This is a genomic window from Streptomyces sp. NPDC006711 (assembly GCF_042869775.1).
GTDB lineage: Bacteria > Actinomycetota > Actinomycetes > Streptomycetales > Streptomycetaceae > Streptomyces.
Genome location: NZ_JBIAGO010000015.1, coordinates 191,874 through 208,899 on the forward strand (window position 1 = coordinate 191,874; position 17,026 = coordinate 208,899).

General features: G+C 71.3%; 14 protein-coding genes. 8 read left to right on the forward strand and 6 right to left on the reverse strand.

The genetic code is table 11. The annotated features are described in order from the left end of the window. Positions 1-208 precede the first annotated feature (208 nt). The 4 genes from pta (at position 209) to ACFYM2_RS26405 (ending at position 6,532) form a co-directional block, all read left to right on the forward strand. Entirely contained in the window at positions 209-2,296 is a 2,088-nt protein-coding gene (gene pta, locus ACFYM2_RS26390; RefSeq protein WP_358999206.1) for a phosphate acetyltransferase, read from the forward strand. Then, the gene (locus ACFYM2_RS26395) at positions 2,293-3,510 is read left to right on the forward strand and encodes an acetate kinase (RefSeq protein WP_388839634.1); all 1,218 of its coding nucleotides are present in this window, start codon (positions 2,293-2,295) and stop codon (positions 3,508-3,510) included. The genes pta and ACFYM2_RS26395 overlap by 4 nt, the downstream gene beginning before the upstream one ends. 122 nt (positions 3,511-3,632) lie before the next feature. Continuing rightward, the gene (gene pyk, locus ACFYM2_RS26400; protein WP_350232728.1) at positions 3,633-5,063 is read left to right on the forward strand and encodes a pyruvate kinase; all 1,431 of its coding nucleotides are present in this window, start codon (positions 3,633-3,635) and stop codon (positions 5,061-5,063) included. Positions 5,064-5,299: 236 nt separating this feature from the next. Next, positions 5,300-6,532, forward strand: coding sequence for a D-alanyl-D-alanine carboxypeptidase (locus ACFYM2_RS26405; RefSeq protein WP_358999201.1), 1,233 nt, complete (start codon positions 5,300-5,302; stop codon positions 6,530-6,532). Between the two features lie 71 nt (positions 6,533-6,603). Here the strand turns inward: ACFYM2_RS26405 and ACFYM2_RS26410 are convergent, their stop codons facing one another. The 4 genes from ACFYM2_RS26410 to ACFYM2_RS26425 all read right to left on the reverse strand — a co-directional run bounded on the left by ACFYM2_RS26410 (position 6,604) and on the right by ACFYM2_RS26425 (position 10,993). After that, a complete protein-coding gene (locus ACFYM2_RS26410) occupies positions 6,604-8,046 on the reverse strand; it encodes a hypothetical protein (RefSeq protein WP_388839637.1) in 1,443 nt (480 codons plus the stop codon). After that, entirely contained in the window at positions 8,036-8,563 is a 528-nt protein-coding gene (locus ACFYM2_RS26415; protein ID WP_358999195.1) for a DUF6114 domain-containing protein, read from the reverse strand. The genes ACFYM2_RS26410 and ACFYM2_RS26415 overlap by 11 nt, the downstream gene beginning before the upstream one ends. A 114-nt stretch (positions 8,564-8,677) precedes the next feature. Beyond that, entirely contained in the window at positions 8,678-9,379 is a 702-nt protein-coding gene (locus tag ACFYM2_RS26420) for a DUF6230 family protein (RefSeq protein WP_358999192.1), read from the reverse strand. Positions 9,380-10,024: 645 nt separating this feature from the next. Continuing rightward, a complete protein-coding gene (locus tag ACFYM2_RS26425; protein WP_358999189.1) occupies positions 10,025-10,993 on the reverse strand; it encodes a tetratricopeptide repeat protein in 969 nt (322 codons plus the stop codon). 295 nt (positions 10,994-11,288) lie between these two features. Between ACFYM2_RS26425 and ACFYM2_RS26430 the strand changes: the two genes are divergently transcribed. Both ACFYM2_RS26430 and ACFYM2_RS26435 read left to right on the forward strand, forming a co-directional pair. Further along, a complete protein-coding gene (locus tag ACFYM2_RS26430) occupies positions 11,289-11,936 on the forward strand; it encodes a TetR/AcrR family transcriptional regulator (RefSeq protein WP_388839641.1) in 648 nt (215 codons plus the stop codon). 114 nt (positions 11,937-12,050) lie between these two features. After that, on the forward strand, positions 12,051-12,218 hold the full coding sequence (locus ACFYM2_RS26435; RefSeq protein WP_350232721.1) for a hypothetical protein: 168 nt from the start codon (positions 12,051-12,053) through the stop codon (positions 12,216-12,218). 4 nt (positions 12,219-12,222) lie between these two features. Here the strand turns inward: ACFYM2_RS26435 and ACFYM2_RS26440 are convergent, their stop codons facing one another. Both ACFYM2_RS26440 and ACFYM2_RS26445 read right to left on the reverse strand, forming a co-directional pair. Next, positions 12,223-13,221 carry an SDR family NAD(P)-dependent oxidoreductase gene (locus tag ACFYM2_RS26440; RefSeq protein ID WP_358999185.1) on the reverse strand — a complete coding sequence of 333 codons (999 nt, stop codon included), beginning with the start codon at positions 13,219-13,221 and terminating at the stop codon, positions 12,223-12,225. After that, positions 13,218-14,363, reverse strand: a complete 1,146-nt coding sequence (locus tag ACFYM2_RS26445) for a glycosyltransferase (protein WP_388839644.1) — start codon at positions 14,361-14,363, stop codon at positions 13,218-13,220. The genes ACFYM2_RS26440 and ACFYM2_RS26445 overlap by 4 nt, the downstream gene beginning before the upstream one ends. A 63-nt stretch (positions 14,364-14,426) precedes the next feature. On the opposite strand from ACFYM2_RS26445, the gene ACFYM2_RS26450 reads away from it, so the two are divergent. Both ACFYM2_RS26450 and ACFYM2_RS26455 read left to right on the forward strand, forming a co-directional pair. Then, complete coding sequence (locus ACFYM2_RS26450) at positions 14,427-15,122, forward strand: response regulator transcription factor (protein ID WP_358999179.1); 696 nt, start codon at positions 14,427-14,429, stop codon at positions 15,120-15,122. Between the two features lie 103 nt (positions 15,123-15,225). Then, positions 15,226-16,617: a sensor histidine kinase gene (locus tag ACFYM2_RS26455; protein ID WP_388839647.1), complete on the forward strand. Its 1,392-nt coding sequence runs from the start codon at positions 15,226-15,228 to the stop codon at positions 16,615-16,617. The last annotated feature ends 409 nt before the right edge of the window (positions 16,618-17,026 follow it).

Consider the following 17,026-nt stretch of genomic DNA (forward strand, 5'->3'; position numbering starts at 1 on the left):
GCCCGGCCGCCCACCCGGCTACTCCCCCATCATGGCCATCACGGTGGGAAGGCGCCTTCCGACCCCGCCCGCCGGGCCCTGCGTCCGGCGGGCGTCGTATCCATCCGCAGAGGTATTGTCAAGAGGGCAAGGCCGCCCCTATGGGACCTATAGGGCTTACGGGGGCAATTTCCTGCGACGTAGAACCGACGAGAACAGGAGAGCACGCGTGACGCGCAGCGTGTACGTGACCGGGATCGACCGGGGAGACGGCCGCCAGGTCATCGAGCTGGGAGTCATGGAGCTCCTGACCCGCCAGGTGGACCGGGTGGGCGTCTTCCGCCCCTTGGTGCACGACGGACCGGACCGCCTGTTCGACCTGCTCAGGGCCCGTTACCGGCTGAGCCAGGATCCGGCCACGGTGTACGGGATGGACTACTACGAGGCGTCCGCGCTCCAGGCGGAGCAGGGTACCGACGAACTCGTCTCGCGGCTCGTCGAGCGCTTCCACCGGGTGGCCCGCGCCTATGAGGTCGTCCTGGTCCTCGGCACCGACTTCGCCGACACCCAGCTCCCCGACGAGCTGGCGCTCAACGCGCGGCTCGCCAACGAGTTCGGCGCGTCGGTGATACCCGTGGTCGGCGGCAGAGGCCAGACCACCGAGTCCGTCCGGGCCGAGGCGCGCAACGCGCACCGCGCCTACGACGGGCTCGGCTGCGACGTGCTCGCCATGGTCGTCAACCGGGTCGCCCCTGCCGACCGGCACGAGATCGAGGAACGCCTCAAGGCGCGGCTGCCGGTGCCCTGCTATGTGCTGCCGGACGAGCCGGCCCTCTCGGCGCCCACCGTGGCCCAGATCACGGCGGCCCTGGACGGCACGGTGCTGCTCGGCGACGACTCGGGGCTCGCGCGCGACGCCCTGGACTTCGTCTTCGGCGGCGCGATGCTGCCGAACTTCCTGAACGCGCTGACCCCGGGCTGCCTGGTCGTGACCCCGGGCGACCGCGCCGACCTCGTGGTGGGCTCGCTCGCCGCGCACAGCGCCGGCACCCCGCCGATCGCCGGGGTGCTCCTCACCCTGGACGAGCGGCCTGGGCCGGAGATCCTGACGCTGGCCGACCGGCTCGCGCCGGGCACCCCGGTGGTGGCGGTGGCCGGGCGCTCCTTCCCGACGGCGGCCGAACTGTTCGCCCTGGAAGGCAAGTTGAACGCGGCCACCCCGCGCAAGGCGGAGACGGCGATCGGCCTGTTCGAGCGGCATGTCGACACCGCCGACCTGCTGGCGCGGGTCTCGGTGGCCCGCAGCGGCCGGGTCACCCCGATGATGTTCGAGCACGACCTGTTGGAGCAGGCCCGCGCCCACCGCCGCCGGGTCGTGCTGCCGGAGGGCACCGAGGAGCGGGTGCTGCGCGCGGCCGACGTGCTGCTGCGCCGCGACGTGTGCGAGCTGACCCTGCTCGGTGATGTGGAGGCGATCCGCAAGAAGGCCGCCGACCTCGGCATCGACGTCACCAAGTGCCAGATCATCGACCCGGCCGCCTCCGAGCTGCGCCAGTCCTTCGCCGAGCGCTACGCCCAGCTGCGCGCCCACAAGGGCGTCACCGTGGAGCTGGCGTACGACGTGGTGGCGGACGTGAACTACTTCGGCACGCTGATGGTCCAGGAGGGCCTGGCCGACGGCATGGTCTCGGGCTCGGTGCACTCCACCGCGGCGACCATCCGCCCGGCCTTCGAGATCATCAAGACCAAGCCGGAGGCCTCGATCGTCTCGTCGGTCTTCTTCATGTGCCTGGCCGACAAGGTCCTGGTGTACGGGGACTGCGCGGTCAACCCGGACCCGGACGCGGAACAGCTCGCGGACATCGCGGCCCAGGCGGCCGCCACCGCCCAGCAGTTCGGCGTGGACCCGCGCATCGCGATGCTGTCGTACTCGACGGGCACCTCGGGCTCGGGCGCGGACGTGGACAAGGTGCGCGAGGCCACCAAGCTGGTGCGCCAGGCCCGCCCCGATCTGCGGATCGAGGGCCCGATCCAGTACGACGCGGCCGTGGAGCCCTCGGTGGCCGCGACCAAGCTGCCGGATTCGGAGGTGGCCGGGCAGGCGACCGTGCTGATCTTCCCCGACCTCAACACCGGCAACAACACCTACAAGGCCGTGCAACGCTCGGCCGGCGCCGTGGCCGTGGGCCCGGTGCTCCAGGGGCTGCGCAAGCCGGTCAACGACCTCTCGCGCGGCGCCCTCGTCCAGGACATCGTCAACACCGTCGCCATCACGGCCATCCAGGCCCAGGCGCAGGGGCAGGAGGCCTCCGCATGACCACCGCAAGCCAGGGCACCCGCGTCCTCGTGCTCAACTCCGGCTCCTCGTCGGTGAAGTACCAGCTCCTCGACATGCGCGACGCCTCGCGCCTGGCCGTGGGCCTGGTGGAGCGGATCGGCGAGGAGACCTCGCGGCTCAAGCACACCCCGCTGGCGACCGGTGGTGACGCCCGGGAGCAGAACGGTCCGATCGCCGACCACGCGGCGGCGCTCAAGGCCGTCGCGGCGGAGCTCGCGGCCGACGGACTGGGCCTGGACTCACCGGAGTTGGCGGCCATCGGCCACCGGGTGGTGCACGGCGGCCTGAAGTTCAGCGCGCCGACCGTGATCACCGACGAGGTGATGACGGAGATCGAGCGCCTGGTGCCGGTCGCCCCGCTGCACAACCCGGCCAACATCACCGGCATCCGCACCGCCCAGGCGCTCCGCCCCGACCTGCCGCAGGTCGCCGTGTTCGACACCGCCTTCCACACCACGATGCCGGAGTCCGCGGCCCGCTACGCGATCGACATCGAGACGGCGGACGCCCACCGCATCCGCCGCTACGGCTTCCACGGCACCTCGCACGCCTATGTCTCGCGCGAGACGGCCAGGCTGCTCGGCAGGGCGCCCGAGGACGTCAACGTGATCGTGCTGCACCTGGGCAACGGCGCCTCCGCGTCGGCGGTGCGTGGCGGCCGCTGCGTGGACACCTCGATGGGGCTCACGCCCCTTGAGGGCCTGGTCATGGGGACCCGGTCCGGTGACATCGACCCGGCGGTGACCTTCCACCTCCACCGCGTGGCGGGCATGTCGGTGGACGAGATCGACGTCCTGCTCAACAAGCGGAGCGGCCTGGTGGGGCTGTGCGGCGACAACGACATGCGGGAGATCCGCCGCCGCTGCGACGAGGGCGACGAGCGCGCGCGGCTCGCCTTCGACATCTACATTCACCGTCTGAAGAAGTACATAGGCGCCTATTACGCGGTGCTCGGCAAGGTCGACGCGATCGCGTTTACGGCCGGGGTCGGCGAGAACGCCGCGCCGGTCCGCGAGGCGGCGATCGCCGGTCTTGAGGAGCTGGGCCTCGCGGTGGACGGTGAGCTCAACGCCGTACGGTCCGAACGGCCGAGGCTGATCTCGCCGGAGTACGCCCGGGTCGCGGTGGCGGTCGTACCGACGGACGAGGAGCTGGAAATCGCCCAGCAGACGTATGAGCTGGTGCGGCTCTGAATTCCTGACCGTTTGAGGGGTTTTCCGGTTTGCCTGGACGACACCTGAGCGTCATGCCGCCCATTTGTACATTCCACCAGACGGAATATTCCGCAGCGAAACAAACCGATAGGATCCGCCTTATGCGCCGTTCCAAAATCGTCTGCACACTGGGCCCCGCCGTCGACTCTCACGATCAGCTCGTCGCGCTGATCGAGGCCGGCATGAGCGTGGCCCGCTTCAACTTCAGCCACGGCTCCCAGGCCGAGCACCAGGCCCGTTACGACCGGGTCCGCAAGGCCGCCGAGGAGACGGGGCGCGCGGTGGGCGTGCTCGCCGACCTCCAGGGCCCCAAGATCCGGCTGGCGAAATTCGCCGAGGGGCCGGTCGAATTGGTCCGGGGTGATGAGTTCACGATCACCGCCGAGGACGTCCCGGGCGACAAGTCGATCTGCGGCACCACCTACAAGGGGCTGCCGGGCGACGTCGTCAAGGGCGACCCGATTCTGATCAACGACGGCAACGTCGAACTCAAGGTCGTCGCGGTCGAGGGCCCCCGGGTGAAGACCATCGTCATCGAGGGCGGTGTCATCTCCGACCACAAGGGCATCAACCTGCCCGGCGCCGCGGTGAACGTCCCGGCCCTGTCCGAGAAGGACATCGAGGACCTGCGGTTCGCCCTGAACATGGGCTGCGACCTGGTCGCGCTCTCCTTCGTGCGCGACGCCGACGACGTCAAGGACGTCCACAAGGTCATGGACGAGGTCGGCCGACGCGTGCCGGTCATCGCCAAGGTCGAGAAGCCGCAGGCCGTCGCCAACATGGAGGGCGTCGTCGCCGCCTTCGACGGCGTGATGGTGGCCCGTGGCGACCTCGCGGTGGAGTACCCCCTGGAGAAGGTCCCGATGGTGCAGAAGCGCCTCGTGGAGCTGTGCCGCCGCAACGCCAAGCCGGTGATCGTGGCGACCCAGATGATGGAGTCGATGATCACCAACTCGCGGCCGACGCGCGCCGAGGCGTCGGACGTCGCCAACGCGATCCTGGACGGCGCGGACGCGGTCATGCTCTCCGCCGAGTCCTCGGTGGGCGCGTACCCGATCGAGACGGTCAAGACGATGTCGAAGATCGTCGAGGCGGCCGAGGAGGAGCTGCTGTCCAAGGGCCTCCAGCCGCTGGTCCCGGGCAAGAAGCCGCGCACCCAGGGCGGCTCGGTGGCCCGCGCCGCCTGCGAGATCGCGGACTTCCTCAACGGCAAGGCCCTGGTCGCGTTCACCAAGTCGGGTGACACCGCCCGCCGTCTGTCGCGCTACCGCACCTGCCAGCCGATCCTCGCGTTCACCACGGACGCGGGCACCCGCAACCAGCTGGCGCTGAGCTGGGGCGTCGAGACGCACGTCGTGCCGCACGTGGACTCCACCGACGCGATGGTCGACCTGGTCGACGCCGAGCTCCTGAAGCTCAAGCGCTACAACAAGGGCGACACCATGGTCATCACGGCCGGCTCGCCCCCCGGCGTCCCCGGCACCACGAACATGGTCCGGGTGCACCACCTCGGCGGCTCCGAGCAGGAGTAACCGCGCGCTGAACCCGCGTCAACCGCTCGGAGGGCGGCACCCCGTCCCGTACGGGGGCCGCCCTCCGGCGCGCCCGGCGCCACCCGCCCGCTCGGCGGCGGACGGAAACGGTGGACGGAGCGGTGGAAGAGGCGGTGGACGGTCCTGGGCGCCCGGCCGTTCCACCGGCCGGGCGTGGCGAATTCCACGGGGGGACGGCTCCGCTCCGCGCCGGCTCCTGAGGTACGTTCACGTGCATGCGTCTCCCCATATCGCCGCAGGTCCGTCGCGCACTGGTCGCCCTGGCCACCACCGTGGTCGCCGCGGCCACCGCCGCAGGCCCGGCCGTGGCGAGCGGCAGTCCCGCGAAACCGCCCAGGGCGACGCCGGGAGCGCCTGGTGGCGAGGCCAAGAAGGAGCCACCGGCGGACATGTCGCAGGCGGGCGGCGCCCAGTTGGGCAAGCCGGGCGATCAACTCGGCGCGGACGCACCGGCGTTGCCACCGGATCTGTCCGCGCTCTCGTGGGTGGTGGCGGACGCCGACACGGGCCAGGTGCTCGGGGCGAGGAACGCGCACTGGCCGCTCCCGCCGGCCAGCACCCTCAAAATGCTCTTCGCCGACACCGTGCTGCCCGCGGTCCCGCACGACGCGAGCCGCAAGGTGAGCGACGAAGACCTCAAGGGCATGGGCGACGGCAGCAGCGCGGTGGGCATCGTGCCCGGCCAGACCTACCAGGCGCCCGACCTGTGGCGCGGAGTGTTCCTGCGCTCGGGCAACGACGCGGTGCACGTGCTGGCGGCGATGAACGGCGGCGTCGACAAGACGGTCGCCGACATGCAGAAGAGGGCCGACGCCCTCGGCGCCAAGGACACCCATGTGCTGAGCCCGGACGGCTACGACGCGCCCGGGCAGGTGTCATCGGCGTACGACCTGACGCTGTTCCTGCGCGCCGGCCTGAAGAACAAGGACTTCAAGGAGTACTGCGGCACCGCGTCGGCCGACTTCCCCGGCGGCCCCAACACCAAGGGCAAGCCGTTCGGCATCTCCAACACCAACCGCCTGCTGTCCGGCGTCGACGGCGTGGCCAAGTACCCCGGCCTCATCGGCGGCAAGAACGGCTACACCACCAACGCCGGGAACACCCTGGCCGAGGCCGCACAGCGCGACGGCCACACCATCCTGGTGACCGTGATGAACCCGCAGGAGAACAAGCGGGACAAGGTCTACACCGAGATGCGCCAGCTCCTGGACTGGGGCTTCACGGCCACCGGCAAGGCCAAGCCGGTCGGCACCCTCGACCCGACGCCGCGGGCCACCGGACACCAGGCGGGCCCCTCGGCGGAAACGGCGGAGGGCTCGGCGGACTCCGGCATCGGAGCGCTCGGCTGGACCGGGATCGGCGCGGCGGTGATAGTGGTCGGGGGTGCGGGGGTGCTGGTCCTGACGCGTCGGCGCAAGGCCGCGCCCCGGGGCACCAGGGGCATCTGAGCCGTGTGGTCCGCACCCCCTCGGGGATGCGGACCACCGGCCGGACCGGGCTCGCCCGAAGTGACGTGGCGTCACACCTTCGGGTCGCCCTCCGTGATGTAGTTGTGCAGGCCGGGCACGGTCAAGGTGCCGCCGAACTGGCCGGCCTGACGGATCGTCACGTTGGTGAAGAAGACGATCGGGATGTTCAGCGGGGGCGGGGTCTGCGGGCTGAAGGTGATCGGGATGATGCCGAGGAGGTTGCCCTTCAGCTCCTCCGTGTACATCGTCACCGTGCCGTTGCGGATCGTCGAGGTCGAGCCGGAGCGCGCCACCACATGGGCCGTGGTGGGCTTGCCGTTCACCTGGGGTCCGTACACCTGCTGGTCCAGGTTGTCGATGTCGACCGACGAGGCCGTGAACTTGAGGACCTTCTTGGTCGTGTCGCCCGCCTTGACCTCGACGATGCCCTCGTAGTTGAGGCCCGTGAGGGCGAGCATCGAACTCTTGAGGATCCACGGCTGCGAGGGCAGCACCGGCACACCGCTGTCCAGCTTCGCCGCCGCGAGCGCCTTCGGGTCGGCGGTCGGGCACGGGAACGGCGGCTTGGCGCCGTCGGGTATGGCCGTGTCCGCCTTCGGGTCCAACCCCTTGACGGAGTCCGGGAGTTCGGTGACCTTCTGGCCCGCCTCGTCGGCCGCCTTCTTGATCGCCTCGGCCGTCTTGTCGAGCGTCGGGTCGCCGGTCTTGGCTGCGGGCGCGCTCGGCTTGGCCGGCTTCGCGTCCGTCTTCGCGTCCGGCTTGGTGGCAGGCTGCGTCGAGGGCTTCGGCGCGGCCGTGCTCGCCGAGGGCTGCGGCGCGGCCGGGGTGGGCGCCGCCGTGCTCTGGGTGGGCGTCGGGGCCGGCGTGTCGTGGATGCCGAACAGCCCCTTGAGCGCGTCACCCAGGCCGAGCGGGTCCAGCGGGTTGGTCTTCTTGGCGGGCGGGGGCGTCGGCGCCTGGCTCACGGGTGCCTTCGCCGTGGACGTCGTGTCCGAAGGCTGGGTGGCGGGCTTCAGGAGCTTGTCGACGGCGTCACCGGCGGAACCGGAGGCGGTGGGCGTGGGCGTCTTCGTGTCCGGCGTCGCGTTGTCGTCCGACTTCTTGTCGTCCGAAGTCTTGTCGGTCGAAGTCTTGTCGGTCGAAGTCTTGTCGGTCGAAGTCTTGTCGGCCGGCTTCGACGCCGACGGGCTCGGCGACGCCTTGCCCGAAGCGCTGCTCGACGGGCTCGGTGAGGCCGAGGGGGCGTCCGAGCGGGTCACACAGGGGCCCGGGGCGAACGGGATGTCCGTCCGCTCGTCGGCCATCGCGAGCTTGGGCGTGAGGCTCATCCCGACCAGCACGGCCGTGGGCATGGCGGCGAGCGCCATCGCCTTGCCCGCGGGCATGTGCCACTTGGTCAGCAGCGACTTCCTCGGGGCCGCGTGGCGCGGCCCTCTTCGTTCCCGCGGGTCGCCGCCTCCGGTCGAGTCCAGCTGCGTCTCGTCACCCCGCACTGTTCCTCCCGCCGTTGGCGTCAACTGTCGTTTCGGTGGCGGCGGTTCCGGGGGCGGTCACTTCCTCGGGCGCGGGACCCGAAGACGTGGCGTCCGTCGACTCCGTCTGCTTGTCCCGCCGCCGCGGCTTGGCCGGCACCCAGGCGCAGGCGAGCGCGCCGCCGAACAGGGAGAGCAGGAAGCCGACGACGAACCCGCCGATGTTGGCGATCGGGATCGATATCAGCGCCAGGAGGATCGCCGCGATGCCCGCGAACGTCCGCACCACGCTGTGGAACCACATGGTCAGGCCGAGCGTGATCAACAGAACGCCGATGATGAGCGAGCCCGCGCCGGCCGTGGTCGACATGGCCAGCGTGACGTTCCCGAGGTGCATGTTGGCGTACGGGAAGTACATGATGGGCACGCCGCCGGCGATGGTGAACAGCCCGGCCCAGAACGGCCGGCGGCCCCTCCACGCCCGGAAGCGAAGCCGCCAGTATCGGAAGTCGCGGGAACCCGTGGTCTCGGCGCTCATGGAAAACAGCTCCCTGGTACCGCAATTGCTGTGAAGAAGGATGGAGAGGGAAGGTGGAGGGGTCCCAGTGGCCACTGGACGCCGGGGGCGCTCAGCGGCCACTGGAGGAAGTGCCTACTGCTTCCACTCGTCCTGCCAGGTCCCGCATTCGTTCTTTTTCGGGTCCTTGTCGACGGCCAAGCTGAGCTTGAGGCCGGGGAGCTTGAACGAACCGGCCGTGGTGGCCCAGGCGCGCTGCTGCACGTTGTTCAGCAGCGCCCGGTCGGCACGCTGGGCGAATCCGAGCCCCGCACCGTCGGCGATCTTTCCGTTTGCTCCGGGCTGGATCTGCGTCGAACCGGGGTACTTGCCACCGGTCTTGCCCTCGCCCGCCGCGACACCGATGTCGATGTGCTCGAACTGCGCGTCTGTCGAGAGGTCGGAAACATCGAGGTAGATGTTGTCCGCGGCGATCTTTTCCTGACCGCCACCCGCCTTCAGCTTCATCGTCACGTAACCGAGGCCCATCGGCAGCGGCTGCACGACCGACTGGCACATCTTGCTGATGTCGGCATGGCTGAAGCCCGACACCACGACCGGGTGGTTCGCGTCCCCACCGTCGAGGGACTTCCCGGTGGCCACACTGCCGTACTGCAACAGGTTCTGGCCGTCCAGCTGCTCGGCCGTCACCTTGAAGTCGACACCCGACACACTGAACGACGCCGCGAGCGCGCCCTGTGCAAGGCCGACGCCTATCGCGGCCGTCGCGGCCACGCTCGGCACCATGACCAGAGCGAACCGCTTCCATCTGGTCCCGCCACGTACTTGGGACTCCATGACTTTCCTCCTTCTCGGACGTACATCTCCGGGACGGACCCCTCAAGGGCTGTCACGGGATGGGAGAAGTGCTACGTCCTCGGGAAGGGGAGCGCACGGGAGGTCGATCAGGTGCGACTCGCGCACTTCGTCCGACACCGGCGATCACCCCCGAGCGACAACCACTGGCCACGCGTTCGCGCAACCTCCGGACAGGCCCTGCGGGAAGCAGGGACCCCCCTGTCCACGGCCGGTGCCACTGTCACCGGCCGGCCCGGTGGGGACCCAAGTCAGCGGCCGCGCCGAGTGGCTGTCGGGCTGGTGCGTTATTGGACCGAGCGTGGCCGATCGTGGTCCATTCCGGGCCGGGGCACAAGGGGGGTCATTACTAGCCAGTAACGGCCTGATAACCGAGCCACGACCGGCGGGCATCGCGTGGGCACGCAGGGTGCCGCGGAGTGACCGGACAGAAGGGGAAATCGCCGCAGAAAAGCGGACGTAAGAAGGGGCTCAACTTACTGGAAGTAACAGCGGCCGCGTTTACCCAATTTTTGGCAAAACGCGGCCGCCGCTTGTCTCTGTGTCGCCAAATCGCCCGCCGGATACCCCGCTCGGACACTCATTCGGTGACAGGTGGGTGAACGCCCGCGGACGTTCACACGTAGGTCAGAACAGCACCCTCGCCAGCGCCGTTCGCGCGGCCGTGACGCGCGGGTCGTCCCCGCCGATCACCTCGAAGAGCTCCAGGAGACGGACCCGGGCGGCATCCCGGTCGTCACCGAACGTACGCCGTACGGTCTCGACGAGCCGCCCGAACGCGTCCTCCACATGACCGCCGACCAAGTCGAGGTCGGCCGCCGCGATCTGGGCCGCCACATCGGCCGGGTTCTCGGCGGCGTTCTTGCGGACCTGCTGGGGGTCGAGGTCCTGGACGCGCTGGAGCAGTTCGGCCTGCGCGAGGCCGAGCTTGGCCTCGGGGTTGCCCGGGTCGTCGTTCAGGACACTGCGGTACGCCTGCGTCGCGCCGGCCAGATCGCCCGAGTCTAGAGCGACGACGGCCGCTTCGAGCAGGGCGTCGTAGGGGCCGGCCGGGACCTGCGCCTCGGCGGCGGGGGCCGCCGCGTCCGGGTCGACCGCGATGCCGGTCAGGCCGAAGCGCTCCTCGGCGACCTGCACCAGCTGGTCCAGGGTCTCGCGGATCTGCGCCTCGGGAGCCGCGCCCTGGAAGAGCGGGAGCGCCTGGCCGGCGACCACCGCGAAGACAGCCGGGATCCCCTGGATCCCGAACTGCTGCATCAGCATCTGGTTGGCGTCGACGTCGATCTTGGCGAGCAGGAAACGGCCGTTGTATTCGACGGCGAGGCGTTCGAGCAGCGGGCCGAGCTGCTTGCAGGGCTGGCACCACTCGGCCCAGAAGTCGATGACGACCGGCACCTCGGCGGAGCGGGTCAGGACGTCGCGCTCGAAGGAGGCCTCGTCGACATCGATGACGAGCGCGGACGGCGCGACCGCCGGGACCCCGCCCTGCCGGGCGGCCTCGGCTCGCGCCTGCTCCGCCTTGCTCTTGGCCTCACCGGCCGCCTTCACCGCGGCGAGGTCGACGACGCCGCTCATGGACATGTTCCTAGGCTGCATGCGTACATCCTCCCCCTTCCGCGCAGGTGCGTGGTGCGCCGGTGGCAGGATCCGGGCACGCCCGAGGTCTCCCGCCGGATTGCGAGACGTCGGGCGGCACGAATGGCGCCGCCGGTTCGTTACGTCGGCGTCCGGGTCCCCACCCGGGCGCCTGTGCCGCTGTTGTCGCTGTGGTTGTCGCGGAAGGCCGCTCAAGGCTTTCGCTACGAGTCGTAGCGTAACTGGTCCGGGGCCGGGCGCACAGGGTGATCTCGCGCACAGCGCACGCCCCCTGGCGCGATTGCTACCGGCCGGTATGGTCGCCGTCATGCGTTCTTCATCCCACGCCGCGAGACCTTCCTGTACGGGTCGTACGGGCCGGCCCCGCAGCGCCGAGGCCGACGCCGCGATCCTGCTGGCGACCCGGGAGGCGCTGGTGGAGCTGGGCTGGTCGAAGCTGACGATGGGGGACGTGGCGACGCGGGCCGGAGTGGCCAAGACGACGCTCTACCGGCGCTGGGCGGGCAAGAACGAACTGGTCGTGGACGCGGTCGCGGTCCTCTTCGACGAACTCGAACTCCCCGACCTTGGCAGCCTGGTGGCCGATGTGGAGGGGGTCGTCCTCCAGTTCGCGGCCCTGCTGGAGCGCCCCGAGACGAAGACGGCGCTGATGGCGGTGGTGGCCGAATCCACCCGCGACGACGCGCTGCGCGGGCGGATACGGTCGGCCATCGTCGACCGTCAGAAGCGGCTGGTTCTGGTCGGCCGCGAACGCGCCCAGGCCCGGGGTGAACTCCCCTATGAGGCCGACCCGCAGATCTCCGCCCGCCACACCGACCTCATCTTCGACGTGGTGGCGGGCGCGGTGGTGCACCGCGCCCTGGTCAGCGCGGAACCGGTCGACGAGGAGTGGGCCCGCGACTTCACCCTGCTGATCTGCTCGGGGCTGGCGGCGACGGCGTGAGCGACGCCGCCCGGGTCAGCCCGGCGTGAGCGACGCCGCCTGAGGCAGGCCGACGTGGCCGGACCGTGATCTCCCCGGCTCCGCCCCGTGCTCCTTTCCTGCGAAGCTCGGCGGATGGGGAGAACACCGGGGTGGCCCGACGAGCCCGACGGAGTGCACCAAGAAGGCAAGCCCGGCAACGAGGTTGCGTGCTGCCTGATCTCCGTCCTGCTGTTCGTCTTCGGCCTGATGGCGTGGGTGTGGTGGGATCTCGCCCACGCACCCCCCGGATTCGTGTTCTGAGCGCTCAGACCTGGTACCGCCCCGGGGCGAACAGGGCGAGGTTGTCCGCCACCCACTGCGAGGTCCGCTTCAGGCCGTCCTCCAGGGCGACTTCCGGCTGCCAGCCCGCCCACGCGCGGGCCCGGGTGTTGTCCGAAAGCAGCCGTTCCACCTCGCTGCCCGAGGGGCGCAGGCGGGCCGGGTCCACCACCACCGATGCCTCGCGGCCCGACGCGGCGATGAGCGCCCGCGCCAGGTCGCCGATCGCGATCTCACGGCCCGTGCCGAGGTTCACGACCTCGCCCAGCGCCCGGTCGCACTCGGCGACGGCGAGGAAGCCGCGCGCGGTGTCGGTGACATAGGTGAAGTCCCGCGTCGGGGTCAGGGAACCGAGCTTGATCTCCCGTACGCCCGCGTGCAGTTGGGCCAGAATGGTCGGGATCACGGCGCGGGCGGACTGGCGCGGGCCGTAGGTGTTGAAGGGCCGCACGACGGTGACCGGGAGCTCGAAGGCGTGCCAGTGCGAGAGCGCCATCATGTCGGCGCCGATCTTGGACGCGGAGTACGGCGACTGCGGCTGGAGCGGGTGCTGCTCACTGATCGGCGCGGTCAGGGCGGTCCCGTACACCTCGCTGGTGGAGGTGTGCACGAGGCGGCGCACCGCGTGGCGGCGGCAGGCCTCGGCGATGTTCTCGGTGCCGACCACGTTCGTCTGCACATAGGCGCCCGGCGAGTCGTAGCTGTACGGGATGCCGATGAGCGCGGCCAGGTGGAAGACGGTGTCGCAGCCGGCGACCGCGTCCGAGACCCGGCCCGCGTCGCGGACGTCCCCGGCGATCATCTCCACCGAGGGGTGGTCCATCAGATGCGCGAGGTGGCCCTTCTCGGCGTACGGCTTGTAGTGCACGAACGCCCGGACCTCGGCGCCGAGTTCGAGGAGCAGGTCGACCAGGGTGGAGCCGATGAAGCCCTCGGCGCCGGTGACCAGAACGGTGCGGCCCTGCCAGACGGTGGTGGTGCTCATGCTGCGTACTCCTTGATGGACGTGGTGGGGTGGGAGGCGAGTTCGAGGACCCGGGCGGCGAGCAGGCCTGCGGCCCGGGCGTGGTTGCCGGGGTCGGCGGCGCCGTTCATCGCGGCGAGCCGGGCCGGGTCGGCGAGCAGGGGCTCGATGGTTCCGGCCAGGCGGAACGCGGTGGTCTCGGCGTCCGGGACGAGCAGGCCCGCGCCCGTGTCGGAGAGGACTCGCGCGTTGTGGGTCTGGTGGTCGCCGGGCGCGTGCGGGTAGGGCACGAGGACGGCGGGCACCCCGGTCGTGGCGAGTTCGGCGACGGTGGCGGAGCCCGCCCGGCACACGACGAGATCGGCGGCGGCGTAGGCGAGGTCCATCCGGTCGAGGTAGGGCACGGCGCGGGCGCCGGGCAGGCCGCTCAACTGGTCTGCCGCGTCCGCCAGTTGGGCCGGGCCCGTCTTGATGAGGAGGTGGACGTCGGCCCGGTCGCGCCAGCGGTGCGCGAGGCCGATCGCCGCCGAGGTGAGCCGCGCCGCGCCGAGGCTGCCGCCGTTGACGAGGACGAGCCGCGCCCCTGGCGGCACACCGAGCGCCCGGCGGGCCTCGGCGCGCAGCGTCGGCCGGTCGAGCGTGGCGAGCGAGGCGGCGATGGGCATGCCGGTGGTGAGGGCGTCCTGGCCGCCGGAGAGGTGGGCGCGGCTGCGGTCGAAGGCGACCGCGATGTTCGGGGTGAGCCGGGCCGCGAACTGGTTGGCGCGGCCCGGCACCGCGTTGGACTCGTGGATCAGGCTGGGCAGCCCGGCCAGCTTCGCGCCGACGATGACCGGCGCGCTCGGATAGCCGCCCATGCCGACCGCGACCTGGGCGCCCTGCGCCTTGAGGATGGCCCGGCACTGCGCGCCCGACCTCAGCAGGGCGGCGGGCAGCAGATAGCGCTTGGCGCCGAGCGAGGGGTCGAAGGGGATCATGTCGACGGTGTGCAGCCGGTACCCGGCGCGGGGTATGAGCTCGCCCTCGAGGCCCCGGGTCGTGCCGACGAAGGAGATCACCGCGTCGGGGACGGCCCCCCGCAGTGCCTCGGCGAGCGCGAGCCCGGGGTAGATGTGTCCGCCGGTACCGCCCGCCCCGATCACTACTGACAATGGTGTGCGCATGGCACCGAGGTTCACGGGGCGCCTTAAGAGGGTTCTAAGAGCCGCGTTTGGCAGGCTTTGCCCATGAGCACCACGCGCGCGGTCAGAATTCTCGTCGTCGACGACGAACCGGAGGTACGGGCGGCCGTCGAGGACGGCCTCACGGTGGAGGGGTACGAGGTGCGGGGCGCGGCGGACGGACTCGCGGCGCTCTCCGACGTCGCCGCCTGGCGGCCCGACGCGATCGTCCTCGATGTGATGATGCCGGTCCTCGACGGCCTCGGGGTCTGCCGCCAGCTGCGCGCGATGGGTGACAGGACCCCGGTCCTGGTCCTGACGGCGCTGGACGCGGTGAGCGAGCGGGTGGACGGACTCGAGGCGGGCGCGGACGACTATCTGGTCAAGCCCTTCGCCCTGGACGAACTGATCGCGCGCGTACGGGCGTTGCTGCGCCGGGCCGCTCCCGATCCGGATGGGCCGCAGGAGCTGCGGTACGCGGATCTGGTCCTCGACCCCACGGCCCACACCGCCCGCCGGGGTGAGCGCCCCATCGATTTCACACGCACCGAGTTCGCCCTGCTCGAACTGCTCGTGCGCAACCCGGGGCAGGTCCTGCCGAGGGAGCTGATCCACGAACTGGTCTGGGGCCGCGACTTCGGTCCCGACTCCAACTCGCTCGCGGTGTACGTGGGTTATCTGCGGCGCAAGCTGGAGGCGGCCGGCGAGTCCCGCCTGGTCCACACGGTGCACGGCGTCGGCTACCGCCTCGATGCGTCATGAGGGGGGTGCGGGTGGGTGAGGCGCGGGACCGGATTTGGGGGCCGGCGCGGGGCCGGGCGCGGGGGCCGGCGCGAGGTCCGGGGCGGCGTCACGTGGGGGTCCGGTGAGCGCCCGGCGGCGGCTCGGGGCGCGGTGGCGGCGCCACCGCCCGTTGCGGACCCGGCTGACCATGGCCGCGTCCGCCGCGGTCGCGCTGGTCGCGGTCGGGGTGTGCGCGGCCGCGTTCTTCGTGATCCGCTACGAGCTCTACCACCAGCTCAATCTGAACCTCACCCAGTCCGCGACCCTGGCCATCCAGCAGAACCGGAACGCGGGTGCGGGCGTGCTCGCCGGGGAGTGCCGCTTCCTGTCCGCCCCCGCGTGCGCGCAGATCGTCCCCGCCAACCCGGCGCTCGATCCGCGCGAGCCCTATCTCCTGCCGGTGAGCCGGCCCGTGCGGGAGGTCGCCACCGGGGCGCGCCAGCCGTACTTCACCAACATCGCTCTGGCCGGTGGCAAGCCGGCCCGCATGCTCACCACCCCTTTCGGCGGCGCCAAGTCCCTTCAGGTGGCGCTGCGTTCGGACACCGTACGCGAAGGGGTGAGCCAGGCGGCCTGGCTCCTGAGCGCGGTCGGGGCCGCCGGGGTGCTGCTCGCCGCCGGGCTCGGCTACTGGGTGTCGCGGACCGGGCTCGCGCCGCTGGCCCGGCTCACCGGGACGGCCGAGCACATCGCGGCGACCCGTGACCCGAGCCACCGCATCGAGCTGCCGCCGGGGAAGCCCGGCGGGCCCGTCAAGGAGGACGAGGTGACCCGGCTCGCGGCGTCCTTCAACACGATGCTGGGCGAGCTGGAGCAGTCCGTGACGGCCCAGCGCCGCCTGGTCGCGGACGCGTCGCACGAGCTGCGGACGCCGCTGACCGCGCTGCGCACCAACGCGGAGCTGCTGGCGCGGGCCGACCGGTTGACCGCGGCCCAGCGCGATCGGGCCTCAGGAGCGCTGGGGCGGCAGATCCGGGAGGTGTCCGTCCTGGTCAACGACCTCATCGACCTGGCGCGGGACGAGGAGCCCGTACCGCTCCTGGAGGAGGTGCGGCTCGCTCCGCTGCTCGCGCACACCGTGGACAGGGCCCGGGCGCACTGGCCGGCGACGCCGTTTCAGCTGGAGCTGGAGGACGCGGGGGTTACGTTGCCCGGGGTGCCCGGGCGGCTCGCGCGGCTGATCTCCAATCTGCTCGACAACGCGGCGAAGTTCAGTCCGCCCGGGGCGCCGGTCGAAGTCGCCCTGCGGACCGGTGAGTTGACGGTGCGGGATCACGGGCCCGGGATCGCCGAGGCCGATCTGCCTCATGTCTTCGACCGCTTCTACCGGGCCGAACAGGCGCGGGCGCTCCCCGGGTCCGGGCTCGGCCTTGCGATGGCGCGGCAGATCGCGCGGGCGCATGGGGCGGAGTTGTCGGCGCATCGGGCGGCGGGGGGCGGCGCCCTGTTCCGGCTGACCCTGCCGCGGGGGTGACCCGGGTCCCCGTGGGGGGGCGGGCTGAGGCCGCCCATGCGGGCCGGCACCAGCCCGCCAGGGGCGCGAGGAACTGCGCGACCGGCCACACACGGCCCACAGCCGGGGCTCGTGGGACTCCGCCCCGGTGGGACGCTGACCGCCGGACGGGCTGAGGCGAACCAGCCGGGCCAGCACCAGCCCGCCAGGGGCGCGGGGAACTGCGCGACCAGCCACGCACGGCCCACAGCCGGGACTCATGGGGCCCCACCCCGGTAGAACGCCGCCCGCCGGACGGACCGAGGCTGCCCATGCGGGCCAGCACCAGCTCCCCCCCCCCGTTATGTTTTTCGCGGTCCTGCAATGGGGCCGCTGGCCTCCGGGCCCGGTATGACTGTGTTCCCTCTGTCGAACGGATGACCTGGGGGGT